This window comes from Caloramator sp. CAR-1 (assembly GCF_030546345.1).
Classification (GTDB): Bacteria; Bacillota; Clostridia; order Clostridiales; family Caloramatoraceae; genus Caloramator; species Caloramator australicus.
In genome coordinates this window covers 39,954-59,239 of record NZ_JAUONW010000009.1, presented here as the reverse complement: position 1 = coordinate 59,239, position 19,286 = coordinate 39,954, and the positions used below count along the sequence as shown (strand labels likewise).

General features: G+C 34.3%; 21 protein-coding genes. 20 read left to right on the top strand and 1 reads right to left on the bottom strand.

Annotated features, from left to right (window positions below; all coding sequences use genetic code 11):
• Positions 1-114: 114 nt before the first annotated feature.
• The 19 genes from proB (at position 115) to Q3V94_RS02855 (ending at position 17,670) form a co-directional block, all read left to right on the top strand.
• A complete protein-coding gene (gene proB, locus Q3V94_RS02945; RefSeq protein WP_303525025.1) occupies positions 115-1,233 on the top strand; it encodes a glutamate 5-kinase in 1,119 nt (372 codons plus the stop codon).
• Positions 1,234-1,235: 2 nt separating this feature from the next.
• Positions 1,236-2,492, top strand: coding sequence for a glutamate-5-semialdehyde dehydrogenase (locus Q3V94_RS02940; RefSeq protein WP_303525024.1), 1,257 nt, complete (start codon positions 1,236-1,238; stop codon positions 2,490-2,492).
• Positions 2,493-2,579: 87 nt separating this feature from the next.
• On the top strand, positions 2,580-3,098 hold the full coding sequence (locus Q3V94_RS02935) for a biotin transporter BioY (protein WP_303525022.1): 519 nt from the start codon (positions 2,580-2,582) through the stop codon (positions 3,096-3,098).
• Between the two features lie 9 nt (positions 3,099-3,107).
• The gene (locus tag Q3V94_RS02930; RefSeq protein ID WP_303525021.1) at positions 3,108-3,569 is read left to right on the top strand and encodes a MarR family winged helix-turn-helix transcriptional regulator; all 462 of its coding nucleotides are present in this window, start codon (positions 3,108-3,110) and stop codon (positions 3,567-3,569) included.
• A 6-nt stretch (positions 3,570-3,575) separates the two neighbouring features.
• Positions 3,576-4,544 (top strand): beta-ketoacyl-ACP synthase III, encoded by a 969-nt coding sequence (locus Q3V94_RS02925; RefSeq protein ID WP_303525020.1) that lies wholly within the window; start codon positions 3,576-3,578, stop codon positions 4,542-4,544.
• 60 nt (positions 4,545-4,604) lie between these two features.
• Positions 4,605-4,823: an acyl carrier protein gene (acpP, locus tag Q3V94_RS02920; RefSeq protein WP_303525019.1), complete on the top strand. Its 219-nt coding sequence runs from the start codon at positions 4,605-4,607 to the stop codon at positions 4,821-4,823.
• A gap of 14 nt (positions 4,824-4,837) precedes the next feature.
• A complete protein-coding gene (gene fabK / locus Q3V94_RS02915) occupies positions 4,838-5,791 on the top strand; it encodes an enoyl-[acyl-carrier-protein] reductase FabK (protein ID WP_303525018.1) in 954 nt (317 codons plus the stop codon).
• A 1-nt stretch (position 5,792) separates the two neighbouring features.
• Positions 5,793-6,728 (top strand): ACP S-malonyltransferase, encoded by a 936-nt coding sequence (fabD, locus tag Q3V94_RS02910; RefSeq protein ID WP_303525017.1) that lies wholly within the window; start codon positions 5,793-5,795, stop codon positions 6,726-6,728.
• A complete protein-coding gene (gene fabG / locus Q3V94_RS02905; RefSeq protein ID WP_303525015.1) occupies positions 6,722-7,462 on the top strand; it encodes a 3-oxoacyl-[acyl-carrier-protein] reductase in 741 nt (246 codons plus the stop codon). Before fabD ends, fabG begins: the two co-directional genes overlap by 7 nt.
• 12 nt (positions 7,463-7,474) lie before the next feature.
• The gene (gene fabF / locus Q3V94_RS02900; protein WP_303525014.1) at positions 7,475-8,707 is read left to right on the top strand and encodes a beta-ketoacyl-ACP synthase II; all 1,233 of its coding nucleotides are present in this window, start codon (positions 7,475-7,477) and stop codon (positions 8,705-8,707) included.
• A gap of 15 nt (positions 8,708-8,722) precedes the next feature.
• Positions 8,723-9,163 carry an acetyl-CoA carboxylase biotin carboxyl carrier protein gene (gene accB, locus Q3V94_RS02895; protein WP_008908885.1) on the top strand — a complete coding sequence of 147 codons (441 nt, stop codon included), beginning with the start codon at positions 8,723-8,725 and terminating at the stop codon, positions 9,161-9,163.
• A gap of 3 nt (positions 9,164-9,166) precedes the next feature.
• Positions 9,167-9,601 (top strand): 3-hydroxyacyl-ACP dehydratase FabZ, encoded by a 435-nt coding sequence (gene fabZ / locus Q3V94_RS02890; RefSeq protein ID WP_008908886.1) that lies wholly within the window; start codon positions 9,167-9,169, stop codon positions 9,599-9,601.
• Positions 9,602-9,605: 4 nt separating this feature from the next.
• Positions 9,606-10,952 carry an acetyl-CoA carboxylase biotin carboxylase subunit gene (locus Q3V94_RS02885; RefSeq protein WP_303525013.1) on the top strand — a complete coding sequence of 449 codons (1,347 nt, stop codon included), beginning with the start codon at positions 9,606-9,608 and terminating at the stop codon, positions 10,950-10,952.
• A gap of 15 nt (positions 10,953-10,967) precedes the next feature.
• A complete protein-coding gene (gene accD, locus Q3V94_RS02880; RefSeq protein ID WP_303525075.1) occupies positions 10,968-11,834 on the top strand; it encodes an acetyl-CoA carboxylase, carboxyltransferase subunit beta in 867 nt (288 codons plus the stop codon).
• A 4-nt stretch (positions 11,835-11,838) separates the two neighbouring features.
• Complete coding sequence (locus Q3V94_RS02875) at positions 11,839-12,789, top strand: acetyl-CoA carboxylase carboxyltransferase subunit alpha (RefSeq protein ID WP_303525012.1); 951 nt, start codon at positions 11,839-11,841, stop codon at positions 12,787-12,789.
• A 13-nt stretch (positions 12,790-12,802) separates the two neighbouring features.
• Positions 12,803-13,411, top strand: coding sequence for a biotin--[acetyl-CoA-carboxylase] ligase (locus tag Q3V94_RS02870; RefSeq protein WP_303525011.1), 609 nt, complete (start codon positions 12,803-12,805; stop codon positions 13,409-13,411).
• Positions 13,412-13,615: 204 nt separating this feature from the next.
• On the top strand, positions 13,616-15,202 hold the full coding sequence (locus Q3V94_RS02865) for an amidohydrolase (protein ID WP_303525010.1): 1,587 nt from the start codon (positions 13,616-13,618) through the stop codon (positions 15,200-15,202).
• Positions 15,203-15,215: 13 nt separating this feature from the next.
• Positions 15,216-16,853, top strand: coding sequence for an ABC transporter ATP-binding protein (locus Q3V94_RS02860; RefSeq protein WP_303525009.1), 1,638 nt, complete (start codon positions 15,216-15,218; stop codon positions 16,851-16,853).
• Between the two features lie 70 nt (positions 16,854-16,923).
• A complete protein-coding gene (locus Q3V94_RS02855; protein WP_303525008.1) occupies positions 16,924-17,670 on the top strand; it encodes a DUF3298 and DUF4163 domain-containing protein in 747 nt (248 codons plus the stop codon).
• 367 nt (positions 17,671-18,037) lie between these two features.
• Here Q3V94_RS02855 and Q3V94_RS02850 read toward each other — a convergent pair whose 3' ends face one another.
• Complete coding sequence (locus Q3V94_RS02850; RefSeq protein WP_242822570.1) at positions 18,038-18,532, bottom strand: superoxide dismutase family protein; 495 nt, start codon at positions 18,530-18,532, stop codon at positions 18,038-18,040.
• Positions 18,533-18,672: 140 nt separating this feature from the next.
• Here Q3V94_RS02850 and Q3V94_RS02845 point away from each other — a divergent pair, with 140 nt between their 5' ends.
• A complete protein-coding gene (locus tag Q3V94_RS02845) occupies positions 18,673-19,278 on the top strand; it encodes an HAD family phosphatase (RefSeq protein WP_303525007.1) in 606 nt (201 codons plus the stop codon).
• The last annotated feature ends 8 nt before the right edge of the window (positions 19,279-19,286 follow it).

The window sequence follows — 19,286 nt, the reverse complement described above, 5'->3', positions numbered from 1 at the left end:
GCCTTTTTGTTTTATTACTAGTAGACAAAAGACAATTTTTATATTAAAATTTTAGATAATTCTAAAAAATGAAATATATAATTTTTCAAAATTCGATAACAGTGGGGGATAAAAGTGGAAAGAAGTGAAATTTTAAAGTCATGTAAACGTATTGTTGTTAAAGTTGGGACATCCACATTAACCTATAGCAACGGTTTGCCAAATTATGATGCGATGGAAAAGCTTATAAGGCAGCTTGCTAATGCAAAAAATAAAGGATATGAAATTGTTTTGGTAACTTCCGGTGCGATAGGTGTTGGAATGGCAAAGTTAAAACTAAAGCAAAGGCCAAAGACAATTCCAGAAAAACAGGCGTGTGCTGCTGTTGGACAAGGCCTTTTGATGCATTTATATGAAAAGATATTTTCTGAATATTGTATAAACGTTGCCCAAATATTGCTGACGAGGGAAGACGTCAATGATAGACAAAGATTTTTGAATGCTCGAAATTTAATGTTTGAACTAATTAAAAGTGATATTGTTCCAATTATCAATGAAAATGATGCAGTTGCAGTGGATGAAATAAAAATAGGTGACAATGATAATTTATCTGCCCTCGTTGCTATGCTATCTGATGCAGATTTGCTTGTGATACTATCAGATATAGATGGATTGTATGATAAAGACCCAAATATATATGAGGACGCTAAATTAATTTCTACAGTGAAAAAAATTAATGATAATATTTTGAAAATGGCGGGAGATAGTAAAACCAAAATAGGAACAGGTGGTATGGTGACAAAAATACAAGCTGCAAAAATTGCAACTTCCTCTGGTATACCAATGATAATTGCAAAGGGGAGTTTGGACGGAGTAATTACAAGAATATTAAATGGAGAAGAAATTGGAACGATTTTTTTAAGCAATAAAAAACCGTTAAGCTGCAAAAGGGGGTGGATTGCATTTGCTAAAAAACCTAAGGGAGAAATTTATATTGATGATGGGGCTGTAAAGGCTCTTGTAGAAGACAATAAAAGCCTTTTAAGCCCAGGCATTAAGAAAATTGAAGGTAATTTTTTAAAAGGTGACTGTGTTTTAATCCTTTCGCTGGATGGTAAACAGGTTGCTAAGGGACTTATCAATTATTCATCTTTAGAAATTAGTGATATTATGTTAAAAAATCCAGAAGGATTTAATCAACTATACAAGGAGATTGTTCATAGGGATAATATGGTTATAATATGGGAGGAATAGTTATGGATTTAAGAGGACTTGTTCTTGAAAAGGCAATAAAAGCAAAACTTGCCTCAAGGAAAATAGAAAAACTAGATACAGATACTAAAAATAAAATATTAGTTGAGATGGCAAAGGATTTAGATGAAAACAAAGAACTTTTGATTAATGAAAACAAAAAGGATATAGAAAATGCAAAAAGTCAAGGACTTTCAAATGCTTTAATTGATAGATTAATGCTTAATGAAAAAAGAATTTCAGATATGGCTTTAGGATTAAGAAAAATAGCAGAATTAAACGACCCTATCGGTGAAGCTATTAAGATGTGGAAAAGACCAAATGGACTTGAAATAACTCAAGTAAGGGTCCCACTTGGAGTTATAGGGATTATTTATGAAGCAAGACCTAATGTTACTTCAGATGCTGTTGGACTATGCTTAAAATCCGGTAACGCTGTTATATTAAAGGGTGGAAGTGAGGCAATTAATTCAAATAAGATTATAGTTGAATTGCTTAGAAAAACTTTAGAAAGGTTAAAACAAACTCCTGAAATCATTCAGTTCATCGATGTTGCTGATAGGGAGGCGACTTTTCATCTTTTAAAACTTAATGGCTATATAGATTGTTTAATACCAAGGGGCGGACATTCCCTTATAAATTTTGTCCTTCAAAATTCATCTATTCCTGTTATTGAAACCGGTGTTGGTAATTGCCACGTCTATGTAGATTATAATGCTGATTTTAATATGGCTGAAAAGATTATAATAAATGCAAAGGTTCAAAGGCCAGCTGTATGTAATGCGATTGAAAATTTGCTTGTCCATTCTAGTATAGCTAAAGAATTTATGCCTATTATATGTGGTAAATTAAAGGATTGTGGAGTTGAGATAAGGGGATGTGAAAGGACAAGAAAAATAGTAGACTATGTTCTTCCTGCTAATGAGGAGGACTATAAGACAGAGTATCTAGACTTAGTTATAGCGGTTAAAATAGTAGATTCAGTTGAAGAGGCGATTGAGCATATCAATAAATACGGAACGAGACATTCAGAAGCAATAATAACAAACGATTATTCTAACGCAAGGAAATTTCAAAGGGAAATCGATGCGGCCGTAGTTTATGTTAATGCCTCAACGAGGTTTACAGATGGATTTGAATTTGGTTTTGGGGCGGAGATTGGAATAAGCACTCAAAAATTGCATGTTAGGGGACCAATGGGTCTTGAGGCCTTAACTAGTATAAAATATGTAGTAAATGGTAGTGGACAAATAAGGTTGTAATATTTTATTGACTTAGGTAGTATAATGTATTAAAATATATTTTGAATTTAAAAATATTTGAAAGTCAAAATAAAGGAGGAAGATAATTTGCACGTTAAGAATGTTACAAAGATAGCTTTGTTTGCAGCTATTTTAAGTGTATTATCCTTTGTTTTCATTCCGATAGGAACTGTTCCAATAACTTTACAAACCTTAGGAGTATTTTTAGCAAGTTTATTATTAGGGGCAAAGGATGGAGCACTGGCTGTATTAATTTACATATTGCTTGGCGCTGTGGGGCTTCCTGTTTTTGCAGGTGGAAGGGGTGGATTTGAAGTTTTAATCGGACCTACCGGGGGATATTTAATGTCCTTCCCAATAGCTGCTTACATCTTAGGAAAAGGGGTAAAATTTAATAATAAGATTTTTGATATGCTAATTGTAATATTGTGTGTCTTTATAATATATGCCATTGGAGTTCCCTATTTAAAGTATGTGACAGGGATGGACTTTAAAAAGGCATTAAAGATAGGGATGATTCCATTTATAATTCCTGATATAATAAAGTCAGCAGCAGCATATTTGATATCCGTTGAAGTAAACAAAAGAATTAATATAAGACTTTGAGGTGATTTGATGGATAAGTCCTATAGTGTATTAAATCAACTTCTTGTGGATATTTTTAACGATATTTTACTAATCGAACAAAACGCCTTAAAAAGCGGTGAACTCTCAGATATTTCAATAACTGAAGTCCATGCCATTGAAGCAATTGGAAGGTCTTCCGAAAGAACTATGGGAGAGGTTGCACAGGATCTAAAGGTTACAATGGGAACTCTTACTATAATGGTTGATAAATTAGTAAGAAAAGGATACGCAGAAAGATTCAGATCCGAAGAGGATAGAAGGGTTGTTTTCGTAAGGCTAACTAAAAAAGGTGAGCTTGTTTATAAGCTTCATGAAAGGTTCCATCATGAGATGATAAGAAGCATTATCGATGGATTATCAGAAGAAGAGGAAAAGATCCTTATAAGTTCTTTAGAAAAACTTAAGGAATTTTTTAGAAAAAAATATGACTTAATTTTAAGAAAAGAGTGATGAGATGTGAGAAATGTAAAGATATTATCGACTGGAAGTTATGTTCCTGAAGGCATCTTTGATAATGAATTTTTAAGCTCGATTGTTGAAACTGACGACGAATGGATTACGACAAGGACAGGGATAAAAACAAGACATATATCAACGGGCGAGGATACTTCTGACTTAGCGTTTAAAGCAGCAATAGATGCAATAAAAAGGGCAAAGATAGGTCCAGAGGAAATCGAGCTTATAATCGCAGCAACTGTTACGCCAGATAATTTCACCCCTTCAGTATCCTGCATGCTGCAGGAAAAATTAAAAGCCTCAAGGGCTGCCTGCTTTGATATAAATGCAGCCTGCAGCGGATTTTTATATGCCCTATCGATTGCAACGTCAATGATAAAGGGTGGTGGATTTAACAATGCCCTTATTGTTGGGGCGGAGGTTTTATCAAAGGTAGTGGATTGGAAGGATAGAAATACCTGTGTGTTGTTTGGTGACGGTGCAGGGGCAGCCTTTTTAAAGCTAAGCGAAGAAAAAGGAATAATAAATAACTTTATTGCCTCCGACGGCTCAAAGGGGAAACTTTTAAAAATACCTGCAATTTCAGTAAATAACCCGATTGTTTTTAACGAACAGCCAAAATCACACATATTTATGGATGGAAGGGAAGTTTTTAAGTTTGCAACGGAGGTTATAGTCGACAGCATAGAAAGGGTATTAAGGGACAGTAGTTTAAGTCTAGATGAAATAAAATTGATTATTCCTCATCAAGCTAATATAAGGATAATTGAGTTTGCAGCAAAAAAATTAAAATTAAGTTTAGAAAAATTTTATATAAACATACAAGATTATGGCAATACTTCTGCTGCCAGCATTCCAATAGCCCTAGACCAAGTATATAAAAATGGCCTGGTTCAAAAGGGGGATAAGATAATTCTCGTAGGATTTGGTGGAGGTCTAACCTGGGGTGCGGCTCTTTTAGAAGTTTAATTTAATGTTTAATATTTTGAAAATAAAAATATTTGAATTTCAAAAGAAAGGAGAATAATTATGGTATTTGAAAGATTAAGGAACATCATTTCAGAAAACATGGGAATTGAAAAGGAGGAAATCACTTTAGAAACAAGTTTTGAGGATTTAGGACTTGATTCATTGGATCTTGTGGAGCTTGTTATGAACGTTGAGGATGAATTTGGAATTGAAATTGAAGAAGGGAAAAATTTTAATACTGTTAAGGATGTTGTAGATTACATAGAAGAAAGGATTTAATTGGGGGAATTGAAATGTTTGAAACAAGAATAACTAAGATGATAGGAATAAAATACCCTATTTTTCAAGGCGGAATGGCTTGGATTGCTGATGCTACTTTAGCATCAGCAGTTTCCAACGCAGGAGGCCTTGGGATTATTGCCGCAGGAAATGCTCCTGCAGAATGGGTTAGGGAGGAAATAAGAAGGGCAAAAAAGCTTACAGATAAGCCCTTTGGAGTAAATATAATGCTTTTAAGTCCCTACGCCGATGAGGTTGCAAAGGTTGTTGCAGAAGAAAAGGTTAAGGTTGTAACAACAGGGGCAGGAAATCCTTCAAAATACATAGAGATGTGGAAAAAGAATGGAACGATTGTTATTCCCGTTGTTCCTTCTGTTGCCCTAGCAAGGAGGGTTGAAAAATATGGTGCTGATGCTGTAATAGCAGAGGGCGGAGAATCAGGCGGCCATGTCGGTGAACTTACAACTATGGCTTTAGTTCCTCAGGTTGTGGATGCCATAGACATTCCAGTTATTGCAGCAGGGGGCATTGGGGATGGAAGAGGTTTTGCTGCAGCCCTTATGCTTGGTGCGGAAGGGGTTCAGCTTGGAACGAGATTTTTAGTAGCAAAGGAATGCACCGTCCATGAAAACTATAAAAGGATGGTTTTAAAGGCAAAGGATATCGATACAGTTGTAACTGGAAGATTTACTGGCCATCCGGTAAGGATACTTTTTAACAAACTTGCAAGAGTAATGCTTCAAATGGAAAAGGAAGGCGTTGATGTTGAAAAATTTGAGGAAATAGGAAGAGGAAGCCTTCAAAGGGCAGCAAAGCAAGGTGATATTGAAAACGGTTCTGTCATGGCAGGGCAGATTGCAGGACTTGTAAAAAAGGAAGAATCCTGCAGAGAAATAATTGAGGATTTAGTAAAGGGTGCAGAGGATACCATAAAAAATATGTTTAAAAATTATATCAAGGAGGATTAGTGTGGGAAAAGTAGCATTTGTTTTTTCAGGTCAGGGTTCCCAATACGTTGGCATGGGAAGGCAGCTTTATGAAAGATACGATGATGTAAAGGAGATTTTTAATTTAGCTAATATAAATTCTAATAAAGATGTAAAAAATCTTTGCTTTAATGGACCCTCTGAGGAGCTTGATAAAACAGAAAATGCTCAGGTCTCAATATTAACAGTAAGCATAGCTTCTCTTATAGCATTAAAAAGGTATGGAGTGAATGCAGATTATGTAGCAGGATTTAGCCTTGGAGAATATTCAGCCCTTGTTGCTGCAGATGTTTTAAGCTTTGAGGATGCTGTGAAAATAGTTACATTAAGGGGAGAGCTAATGCAAAATGCCTTTAAAGGTGGAATTTATGGAATGGCTGCAGTTATCGGGCTTGATATAGAAGATGTAAAGGAGATAGTAGAAAAAGCACAGCAGGAAGAATTTTTAAGTATAGCAAATCTTAACTGCCCAAAGCAGACGGTAATAGCAGGGCATACAAGGGCATTGGAATTAGCAAGGGAGCTTGTAGAAAACAAAAAAGGTAAGTTTATAAGGCTTTCGGTAAGCGGTGCCTTTCATACTGAGCTTTTAAAGGAATCTGCAGATGTTTTTTATGAAAATATTAAAGGGTATGATTTTAAGAATCCTTCTATCCCTATAATTGCTAATGAAACTGCAAAGCCTCTTGATAAGAATATAAAGGAATCTTTAAAACATCAAATGATAAGTCCTGTCCTTTGGGAGGAGAGCATTAAATATTTAATAGATCTTGGCGTTGATACATTTATAGAATTAGGACCGGGAAAGGTTTTAACAGGATTTATTAAAAAAATCGATAGAAAGCTAAAAACTTTAAATGTTGAAGATATAGAATCCCTTGAAAAAACTTTAAAGGAATTGGGAGTGGTTGAATGTTAAAGGGTAAGATTGCATTAATAACAGGTGCAGCAAAGGGAATAGGAAGGGCAATTGCAGAAAAGTTTGCACAGGAGGGTGCAAGTTTAGTTATAAATTATAGAACATATAATGATAGTTTAAAGGAGCTTGAAGAAAAGTTAAAGGGCTTTGGTGCTGAAGTTTTATTAGTTCAGGGCGATGTTAAAAATTACTCCGATGCAGAAAATATGGTTAAGGCTTCTTTAGAAAAATTTGGTAGGATAGATATTTTAGTTAACAACGCAGGAATTACAAAGGATAACCTTTTAATGAGGATGAGCCTTGAGGATTTCGATGACGTTTTAGAGGTAAACCTTAAGGGTGCCTTTAACCTTATAAAGGCTGGAGTTCCCCATATGATAAAGCAAAAAAGCGGGAGAATCATAAACATATCATCGGTTATAGGCCTTATAGGTAATGCAGGACAGGCAAACTATGCAGCATCAAAGGCAGGCCTTATAGGCCTTACAAAATCTGTTGCAAAGGAAGTTGCATCAAGGAATATCACAGTAAATGCCATAGCTCCGGGATATATTGTAACCGACATGACTGAAAAACTTCCTGAAAAGATAAAGGAAAAGATGATGGAGCTAATTCCATTAAAAAGGCTTGGAAATCCTGAGGATGTGGCAAACCTTGCGGCATTTTTAGCATCGGATATGGCCTCCTATATAACCGGGCAGGTAATAAACGTCGATGGCGGTATGGTAATGTAAGGAGTGATAAGAATGAAAAGAAGAGTTGTTGTTACAGGACTTGGAGCGATAACGCCCATAGGAAACGACGCTAAGTCCTTCTTTGAAGGAGTTAAGGAAGGAAGGCTTGGAATTGACTATATAAAAAGTTTTGATACAGAAAATTTCAAAGTAAAGGTTGCTGCAGAGGTTAAGGATTTTGATCCTAACAACTACATGGATAGAAAAGAAGCAAAGAGGATGGATAGGTTCTGCCAGTTTGCAGTGGCATCATCTATCGAAGCTGTTAAGGATTCTGAGATAGATGTAGAAAAATTAGATAAAAATAAATTTGGAGTTGTGATAGGCTCTGGTATTGGTGGACTCTTAACCATCGAAAAGGAGCATAAAAATCTTTTGGAGAAGGGACCTAATAAGGTTGGACCCTTATTTATCCCTATGGCAATTGTAAATCTTGCAGCAGGGAATGTGGCAATCAAATTTGGAGCAAAGGGGATTTGTTCCTCTGTTGTTACTGCCTGCGCTTCAGGAACAAATGCGATAGGAGAGGCCTTTAGATATATTCAGATGGGCTATCTAGATGTTGCAATAGCAGGAGGTGCTGAGGCGCCGATTACCCCCCTTGCCCTTGCAGGTTTTACAAACCTTACAGCCCTTACTAATTCAAACGATCCTAAAAGGGCGAGTATCCCCTTTGACCTTGAAAGAAGCGGATTTGTTATGGGGGAAGGTGCAGGAATTGTAATTTTAGAGGAGTATGAGCATGCTATAAATAGAGGTGCGAAAATATACGCTGAAGTTATAGGATATGGATTTACCTGCGATGCATATCACATGACGGCACCGGATGAGGAAGCAGATGGAGCATCAAGGGCGATGGAGATGGCCCTTTTAGATGCTAATATACAAAAAGAAGAAATATCATATATAAATGCCCACGGAACAAGCACACCTTTAAACGATAAGCTTGAAACCCTTGCTATAAAAAAGGTGTTTGGAGAATATTCAAAGAAAATTCCAATAAGCTCTACAAAGTCCATGACAGGACATCTTTTAGGTGCTGCAGGAGCAATTGAGGCGATAGTATGTGTAAAGGCTATTGAGGAGGGCTTTATCCCAGCTACTATTGGATATGAAAAGAAGGATCCAGAGTGCGACCTTGATTATGTTCCTAACCAAGGAAGAAGGGGAGAAGTAAATTATGCGCTTTCCAATAGCTTTGGATTTGGAGGACACAATGCCTGCCTTATATTCAAAAAGTTATAGTTTGGGGTGATTTAATTGGACATTAAGGCTATTCAGGAAATAATAAAGGCAATGGATAATTCAAGTCTTACTTTTATTGAGATAATAAGCAATGATATTACTATCAGAATGAAAAAGGAAGGCTATGAAGTCAAAGAGGTTGTAAAGGAAGTTAAAAAAGAAATGACACCTCAAGAGGAAAAACTTGAGGATAAAGAAGCGAAAGTAAAGGAAGAAAACCTACATGTCATAAAAGCCCCATTAGTAGGAACCTTCTACAGATCCCCAGGTCCTAATTTAAAGCCCTTTGTTGAAGTGGGAACAAAGGTAAAAAAGGGAGATACCTTATGCATAATTGAGGCTATGAAGATAATGAATGAAATCCAAAGCGATGTGGATGGCGAAATCGTAGAGATACTAATAGAGAATGAAACGATGGTGGAATACGGACAAGAACTATTTAAAATCAGGGTGTAGGTGATGATTATGCATATAGAAGATATTATGAATATTATCCCCCATAGATATCCTTTTTTGCTTATAGATAGGATAGAGGAAGTTACTCCTGGTGAAAGGGCTGTGGGGACAAAATGTGTTAGCATTAATGAGCCATTTTTTCAAGGTCATTTCCCAGGAAAACCGGTTATGCCTGGAGTTTTAATAATTGAAGCTCTGGCACAGGTTGGTGCAGTTGCAATCCTTTCTTTAGATGAATTTAAAGGTAAGGTTGCCTACTTTGCCGGTATAGATAAAGCAAAATTTAGAAGAAAGGTTATTCCCGGCGATGTGTTAAGGCTTGAGGTTGAGATAATAAAAAGAAGGGGACCTATGGGAATTGGAAAGGCGATAGCTTATGTTGGCGATAAAAAGGCCTGTGAAGCGGAGCTTTCCTTTGTAATTGGGCTTGAGGAGTGATGCTATGTTTAAAAAGATTTTAATAGCAAACAGAGGAGAAATAGCTGTTCGAATAATAAGAGCCTGCAGGGAAATGGGAATTAAGACTGTTGCTGTTTATTCAGAGATAGATAAGGATGCTCTGCATGTTCAAATGGCGGATGAGGCTGTTTGTATAGGACCTGCAAGGGCAAAGGATAGTTATTTAAACATGGAAAATATAATAAGTGCAACAGTCCTTACAAAGGCTGAAGCCATCCATCCTGGATTTGGCTTTTTATCTGAAAATAGCAAGTTTGCAAAGCTTTGTGAGGACTGCAATATAACCTTTATAGGTCCTTCCCCTGAATCAATTGACATGATGGGGGATAAGGCAAAGGCAAGGGAGATAATGATAAAGGCTAATGTTCCTGTAGTCCCCGGTTCTGAAGGTAAAATTAAAAATTTAGAAGAGGCAATTGAAATTGCAAGGAAAATTGGCTTTCCTGTTATGGTTAAAGCTGCTGCAGGCGGCGGTGGAAGAGGCATTAGAATTGTAAGGGATGAAGAAGAGCTTAAAAAGGCATTTGATATGGCAAAGAATGAGGCAAAAAATGCCTTTGGGGATGATTCTATGTATATAGAAAAATTCATCGAAAATCCTAAACACATAGAATTTCAAGTACTTGCCGATTCCTATGGGAATATAGTTCACCTTGGTGAAAGGGACTGCTCCATGCAAAGAAGAAACCAAAAGATTATAGAAGAGGCCCCATCGTTGGTTTTAGATGAAAACTTAAGAAAAAGGATGGGTGAGGTTGCAGTAAGGGCTGCAAAGGCAGTTAATTATAAAAATGCAGGAACCATTGAGTTCTTATTGGATAGATACGGAAACTTTTATTTTATTGAGATGAACACAAGAATACAGGTTGAACATCCAATAACCGAGATGATAACAGGAATAGACCTTATAAAGGAACAAATTAAAATTGCAGCAGGGGAGAAGCTTAATCTGAAACAGGAAGATATCACTATAAAAGGACATGCTATTGAATGCAGAATAAATGCTGAGGACGTTCAAAATGGCTTTAGACCTTCCCCAGGAAGGATAGACTTTTTGCATTTCCCGGGAGGACTTGGAATAAGGATAGATAGCGCAATTTATCAAGGCTATAGCATTCCACCAACCTATGATTCCATGATTGCTAAACTAATAGCCCATGGAAGGGATAGAAACGAGGCAATAGAGAGGATGAAAAGGGCCCTTGAGGAATTTGTTATAGAAGGGGTTAAAACTAATATCGACCTTCATTATGAGCTATTAAACCAAAAGGAATTCATAGAAGGAATATATGATACAGGATACTTAGCAAGATTTTTACACCTAAAATAGGGTGGTGATTAGATGATAAATCTTTTTAAAAAAAGACAATATGTAACGGTTCCTCAAAAAGTGGATAAAAAAGAGGAAAGGGAAGAAAAAGAGGTTAAGGTAAATATTCCCGACGGCCTTTTTACAAAATGCGATGACTGTGGAAAGATAGTTTTAAAGGAAGATATAGAAAAAAATCTTATGAAATGCCCCAACTGCAATAAATATTTTAGAATGACGGCATGGCAGAGGATAAAGTTGATTATAGATGAAGGAACATTTTTGGAATATGATAAGGATCTTTCAACTCTAAATCCCCTTTCTTATCCGGATTACGAAGGAAAAGTCAAAAAGCTAATGGATGAAACCGGACTTAAGGAAGCGGTAGTAACTGGAGAAGGAAAGATAAAAGGAATTGACTGTGTAATTGGCGTAATGGACAGCCATTTCTTAATGGGAAGTATGGGTTCTGTTGTTGGAGAAAAGATAACAAGGGCAGTAGAAAGGGCAACTCAAAAAAGGCTGCCTATTATAATCTTTACTGCCTCAGGCGGTGCAAGGATGCAGGAGGGGATTTTTTCCCTTATGCAGATGGCAAAGACAAGTGCAGCATTAAAAAGGCATTCCGATGGAGGGCTTTTATATATTTCTGTTTTAACGGACCCGACAACAGGAGGAGTTACCGCAAGCTTTGCAATGCTTGGGGATATCATAATATCTGAACCAAATGCATTAATCGGCTTTGCAGGACCAAGGGTTATAGAGCAGACAATAAAACAAAAGCTTCCGGAAGGCTTTCAAAGGGCAGAGTTCTTGTTAGAGCACGGATTTGTAGATCTAATAGTTGAAAGGGAAAATCTTAAAGAAACCCTCTACCAAATCCTTTTAATCCATAGGGGGTGATAGTTTGAATATTTTTGAAATCGAAAAGGCTTCTGAGGAGCTGCAGAAAAAGATAAAGGAATTAAAGGAGTTTTCTAAACTTCAAAATATAGATTTAAGCAGCGAAATTGAAACTTTAGAGAACAAATTAAAGGAACTTCAAAGGGATTCTTTTAAGAATATAACCCCTTGGGATAAGGTTTTACTTGCAAGGAAGATAGAAAGGCCAACTTCATTAGACCTTATCAAAAGGATATTTGATAATTTTATAGAGCTTCATGGTGATAGGTTATATAAAGACGATGCTGCAATCTTAGGAGGTATTGCCCTTTTAGAAGGAAAACCTGTTACGGTAATTGGACAGCAGAAGGGCAAAAATACTGAGGAAAATATAAAAAGGAATTTTGGTATGCCCCATCCTGAAGGTTATAGAAAGGCTCTAAGGCTTATGAAGCAGGCGGAAAAGTTTAAAAGACCAGTTATTTGTTTTATTGATACACCTGGTGCCTTTTGTGGAATCGGATCAGAGGAGCGCGGTCAAGGAGAGGCAATAGCAAGGAATTTATTTGAAATGTCTAATTTGAAAACACCGATAATTTCTATTGTAATAGGTGAAGGAGGGAGTGGTGGCGCCCTTGCCCTTGCAGTAGGAGATAGGGTTTGGATGTTGGAGCATGCTATTTATTCCATTTTATCTCCCGAGGGTTTTGCAAGTATTCTATGGAAGGACGCTTCAAAGGCCAAAGAGGCAGCTTCTTTGATGAAATTGACGGCACAGGACCTTTTAGATTTTGGAATAATAGATAGGATAATTAAAGAGCCTATAGGTGGTGCCCATAGGGATGTTGATGAAACTGCAAAATCAATAAAACAAAGCCTTGTAGATGAATTAGAATTATTAAGGAATCTAGATATAGAAACTTTGCTCAATAGTAGATACGAAAAATTTAGAAGAATGGGCAAATTTCTAGAGTGATGGTGAAGTTCTGATGATTAAAAATGAGTATAAAGTCTTTGGAAGGGTTGATTTTGACTTTGAAAAGTTTTTTTCGAATTTAAACACAGATGTTTTAGGAAGAAAAATACTTTTTTTTGAATCTGTTACCTCAACAAATGATATTGCAAGGGAATATGCCGAAAAAGGAGATTGGGGACTTTGTATATTAGCTGAAGAACAAACAAAGGGAAGGGGAACACATGGAAGAAGATGGTCCACCTTTAAGGGAAAATCCATAGCACTATCCATAGTTCTCCATCCCGATTGGATAAAGGATACGTCTTTATTAAGCATTGCTGCAGCAAAAGCTGTGATTAGAACAATAGAAAAATATAACCTTAATGCCACTTTAAAATTCCCAAATGATGTTTACTTAAATGAGAAAAAGGTATGCGGAATATTAACGGAAATATTTTATTCCTCAGAAAAAGTTAAATATGCCATATTAGGCATAGGAATAAACATAAATCAAGAGGAATTTGAAGATGAACTAAAAGATATTGCAATATCCATAAAACAGGTCTTAGGATATGAAATATCCAGAGAGGAATTTCTAGCGATATTATTAGAGTGCCTGCCACTTGACATTTTGACTTTTTGACATTTCTAAAATATGGATTTATTTATATAGGCTTAAGTTTAGTAAGGGGTGGTGTTAATATTAGATGCCATCCCTTACTAATTCTTATGATATTTTAATAAATGATAAAAGATAAATTAGCTGTTTTATATCCATTATGTTTTACACCTAGAAAATATGTTAATATATTAATAGGAAAAATTTACAAAGGATAGGGGGAAAGGTATGGGGAAAACTTTGTATATCAATGGGGTTATATGGACGATGGATGATAAAAACAGTGTGTATGATTCGATGTTTGTAAGGGATGGCAGGATTGAGGATTTGGGGGATTATGATAGTTTAAAAGAAAAATATTATGACGCTGAAATTGTCGATCTTCAGGGAAGGCTTGTTTTACCTGGATTTACAGAAAGCCATATTCATGTGATAGAAGCTGAAAGGAGTATAGTTGACTTAAATTTAAAGGGAATAGAAACCTTTGAAGAGTTTAAAAATGTATTAATAAGCTTTAGCAAATCAAAGGACACTGAATGGGTAATAGGTTCTGGATGGGATGAGGGAATATTTGGAGGTAGAATGCCTAACAGATACGATATAGATAGAGTTATAAATGATAAGCCTGTTTGCCTTGTAAGGCAGGACGGACATTCTATGGTTTTAAACTCTAAAGCTTTAAAATTATTAGGATTAAATGAGGACGAAAATATTAGAATTTCTAAAAATGCTATAAAGGATGATGAGGGATTAACGGGGCTTTTTTATGAAGAATGGGTTTTTGAAATATTAGGGCTTGTTATGGAAAGGATAGATGAGAGCTACTTTGAAAATGCACTAATGGTGCTTCAAAGGGAGCTTTTAAAAAGTGGAATTACAATGGTTAACGATATTATGACGCAATATCCAAGGATTTTTAAAATTTACAAAAGGCTTCAAGAGGAAGGAAAATTTAAAATTAGGATGGCCTGTGGAGGCTTAGGCAAAAGCAAAGAACTTGAAAAGTTTTTAGAACTTGAAGATGGGATGAAAATAAAAAAAGGCCCCTGTAAATATTTTTTAGATGGAAGTTTTGGCTCTAAAACAGCTTTACTAATAGAAGGCTATGAAGATGAACCAGATAATAAAGGAGTTCAGACGCTAAGGGATGATGAGCTTGAAGATATTATTGAATTCTCATTAAAAAACACTTTTCCTATAGCTCTTCATGCAATAGGAGATCTTGCAATTAAAAAGTTTTTGGATATATATGAAAGGCTTTATAAGATATATCCAAATAAAAATGTAAGAAATAGGGTTGAACATATTCAAATAATAAGGGATGAAGATATTGAAAGATTTAAAAATTTAAACCTCATAGCTTCATTCCAGCCTATTTTTACTTTAGAAAAGGAATTAACTTTAAAGAGGGTAGGAGAGAGAAGAATAAAGGATACATATAGGTTTAGAACATTTTTGGAAAAGGGAATCAAGGTAATATTCAATAGCGATACGCCCTTTGGAGCAGCAACATTGAAAAATAAAGAAGGGAAAGATTTTAATGGATTCGAACCGCTTCTTGGAATACATTGTGCTGTAAATGATATTAACTTAAACAAAGGGGAAAATGTAACAGTAAAACAAGCTGTAGAATGTTACACTAAAAATGCAGCATATGCAAATTATATGGAAAATATTTATGGAACCTTGGAAAGGGGCAAATATGCGGATTTTGTTGTTCTAGAGGAGGACATTTTCAATATAAATACTGAACAAATTAAGGATGTGGAAATATTTATGACGGTTATCGACGGTGAAGTGGGTTATATAAAGTAATAGGGGGGATTACATGATAGATTCTTTTTATTTTTTATGGACATATCTTAAAAGGATTAAAATTTATGCATTTACATATTTTTTCCTCTCGGTATTACATAAAATTACTATAATTTTTATTCCTATGATTACAAAAAACTTAATAGATGAAGCTGTAAAAGGGAATAATTTAGAACAACTTATGAATAACGCTCTTTATTTTTTGGTAGCTACACTTTTATTTATTTTATTTTTAAGTTTAAAATACTATTTTCAAAATTTTATTGAAATTAATGTTATTAACAGTTTAAAACAGGATATGATAAAGAAGATTAATAACATAGAATATGGAGAATTATTAAAAAAGGACTTAGGTTATTTTACACAAAGAATCAATAAAGATATTGATAAAATAAAAAATTTAATTATTTCAGATTACTCAACTTTTATTATTAACTTATTCTATGTTTCAACAGTTATATTAATCATGATTAAGTTGAATATATTTCTTACATTGGTTTTACTTTTATTAATACCTATTTTTATATTATTTACAAAGATTTTTATTCCAAAATTAAATGAGCTTAATAGCGAAATTATGAAAAAGAATGAAGAGATAGATAGTATAGTAGAAGAAGCTTATAATGGAATTTTAACATTAAGAGCACATAATTCAATATTTTATATTGAAAAAAAGATAAAAAAAGTAATAGAGAATATTTTTGGATTATATAATAAAGAGATTAAGCTTAATATTATTTATGAATTTGTGATAGTAACAGGAACCATGAATTTAGCTTCACTTTTAATTTACTGCATTGGAGGTTATTTGGTTTATAGAAGGGTAATAACAGCAGGAACTTTAGTGGCATTTTCCTTATATTTTTCACGTTTATGGGACCCCATTGAATTTTTTATGGAATTTCCTAAAAAATTAAGATTATCATTACTTTCATTAGAAAGAATTAAGAGTTTATTTGATATTGATGAAGAAAATAAGGGATCAATTTTTAAACTTGATGACTTTAAATCTCTAAAATTAAAAGATGTAGATTTTTATTATGATGATAAACAAATAATCAAAGGCTTAAACTTTATTATAAATAAGGGAGATAAAATTGGTATAAAGGGAAGAAATGGAATAGGAAAATCGACTTTGAGTTATTTGATTATTAAATTAATTAATCCTATATCTGGCACTATTTATTATAATGATATAAACTATCAGTTAATTGATCCATCTGGCTTAAGAGAAAAAATTATTCTAATTCCTTCTGAAGCCTACATCTTTAATACAACAATAATTGAAAATATTAATTTGAACTCAGAATCAGATATTAAAAAAGAGATTAAAGAAGATTTGTTGGCATTAATCAATAACAATAATGTTATTTTAGAAGAAGGGGTTAGTAATAAAGGACAAAGTTTATCTGGTGGCGAGAAGAAAATAGTTCAGCTTGCAAGGGGATTATCTAAAAATGCTGATATTTACATTTTAGATGAACCTTTAAATTTTATTGATATAAAGTATAAGAAAAAGGTTATAAACTTTTTAGACTCATATCTTAAGGACAAGACCTTTATAATTATATCTCATGATGAAGATATTTTTGAAATTTGTGATAAGGTTTATAGACTAGAAGACGGGGTTTTACTATTAGAGAATATGTAAAAAGAAAAGTAATAATTACCTTCCTTTAGGGAAAATTAAATATAGAAAAATTATGAAGGAAGGTGTTTGGATGAAAAGAATTATTGCAATTTTTTTAATCGCAATAAACGTAATGTTTTTTAATGCAGCAAATGTTTTTGCAGAACCTAATCAATCTAAAGCAACCCAAGAGTGCAATGTTAACGTTAGAACCTTCCATTATGAAAAAATTACGGATCTTATTAAGTCTAACTTGGATGTTCCAAATTTAACGGGGCTAAAGAATTTGCACATTCAGTCGAGAATAAACAAAATGTTTGTTAAAGACATATTTGCCTTTAGCAGGAGAATAGAAAAGCTTGCAATGCAAGCTAAAAAGGACGGAGTTTTAAGAAATCCTTATGAAGCATATACAAGGTTTAAGGTCGCTTATAACTGCAACTGCATATTAAGCATTCCTGTTACATTCTACGAATATACAGGTGGAGCCCATGGAAATACTACATTAAAACCATATAACATAAACCTAAAAACAGGGAAAATCATTGGATACAAAGATATATTTAAAAAAGGCTTTGATTATAAGACTATTATAATAAATGAAATCCAAAGGCAGATAAAGGAGAACAAAAACGATATTCCTTACTTTGATGATGCCCTTGAAACTGTTTCACAGTTTACTGATAAACAGCCCTTTTATATCACAAAGGATGGAATAGTAGTAATTTATGGCCTCTATGAGCTTGCACCATATGTTTCTGGAATACAAGAGTTTAAGATTCCTTTTACCTTGTTTGGTGATGGAATAAATACTGAGATAATTAAAGAATGTAAATAAAAATAAGACGGCTTTTCAAGACTTATGTTGGGCTATGTAGCCCAACATTCAGATTAAAAACAAACCTTCTTTGATGTTTATACATTGCAAGAGTCCCGTGATAGGATTTCAAAAAGGCATCTCTCATAAGCTTTAGCAATTCTTGCTTTTTGACTTTTAAAAAGTCCGTAATTCTGCACACGGACGTGCAGAGCCGAGTGGCCGACACGGATATCGTCTCACGAGGGTAGGACTTTTGAAAACAAAGAAAAGCTTAGAATTGCTTAGCGAAATGAGCGAATGCCAGGGAAATCCTTCACGGGGCTTATAAAAAAATAACCATTTCAACAGTCTGTGTTGGGCTATATAGCCCAACATTTTTTATATTCTAAATAAATTTTTTTATAACTCCACAGGCGATTCTTTTACCTGAATTTCCAGCAGGCTGACTTCTATAATCATCAGGATTTTCGTGTATTATTACTGATTTTCCAATTATGTCTCTTACTTTAAACTTATTTGTGTAGAAAACCATAAAGGCTTTACCATCGTTGGAAAAAAGAACTGGAAAGTCTCCGGCATGATTTCCATGGGGCTGATTAGTAGGATTATAATGCCCACCGGCTGTCATAAAGGAGTCTGCATCTTCAGAACAATTCCCAAATTCGTGGATATGAAAACCATGGGGCCCTATAGGACTTACATTGTTTGGGTCACTTTTATAATTTGGTAGCCCTTCTACATTAACATATACTAAAACTCCATCGTCTGTTTGATAGAAAATCACTAAGCCTTTTATACTTGGATAAATCCGGCTTCCTTTTATTTTTGCATAGGCAACATCATAAATCATTGAAGAGAAAAAGTTTAAATAGTTCATCATATCTTTCACCATTAAAAATTCATCAATTTTAATATATGCAATTAAGACTAAAGCGTGAGTGTAAATTTTAAAGAATTCTTTACAAATTTTTCCTTGGTGTTATAATTTAACTTAGATATTGCAAAAGGTGGGGTGAGGGCGTGATAAAAAACATCGTTTTTGATCTTGGAAATGTCTTGATTAGATTTGAACCAAAAAAGTATTTATTAAACTTTTGCGAAGGGGATGTTTTAGAAAGGGTTTACAAAGTTATTTTTGAAAGTCAAGAATGGAAGATGCTAGATAGAGGCACAATTACAGAGGAAGAAGCCATTGAAAGGTTTTGTAGGGTTTCAGATGAGGATTCACATATAATAAAAAAGGCAATGGCAAATTGGCATGATATTTTAGTCCCAATCGATGAGACGGTTAAAATACTAAAAAAATTAAAGGAAAAAGGATTCAAACTTTTCGTCCTCTCTAACTATCACAAAAAGGCCTTTGAATGGACAATAAAGAAAAATGATTTTTTTAGGTTATTTGATGGGATGGTTATATCCTGTGATATTAACTTTGTAAAACCCGAAAGGCAGATTTACGAACATCTATTAAATAAGTTTAATCTAAATCCAAGGGAAACCTTATTTATAGATGATCTTGATGAGAATTTAGAAGGGGCTAAAATACTTGGAATTAACACAATAAAATTTAAGGATGCCAATCGGCTTCTTGAGGAGCTTAATAATTTCAATATAAATTTAGATTAAAGTAAAGG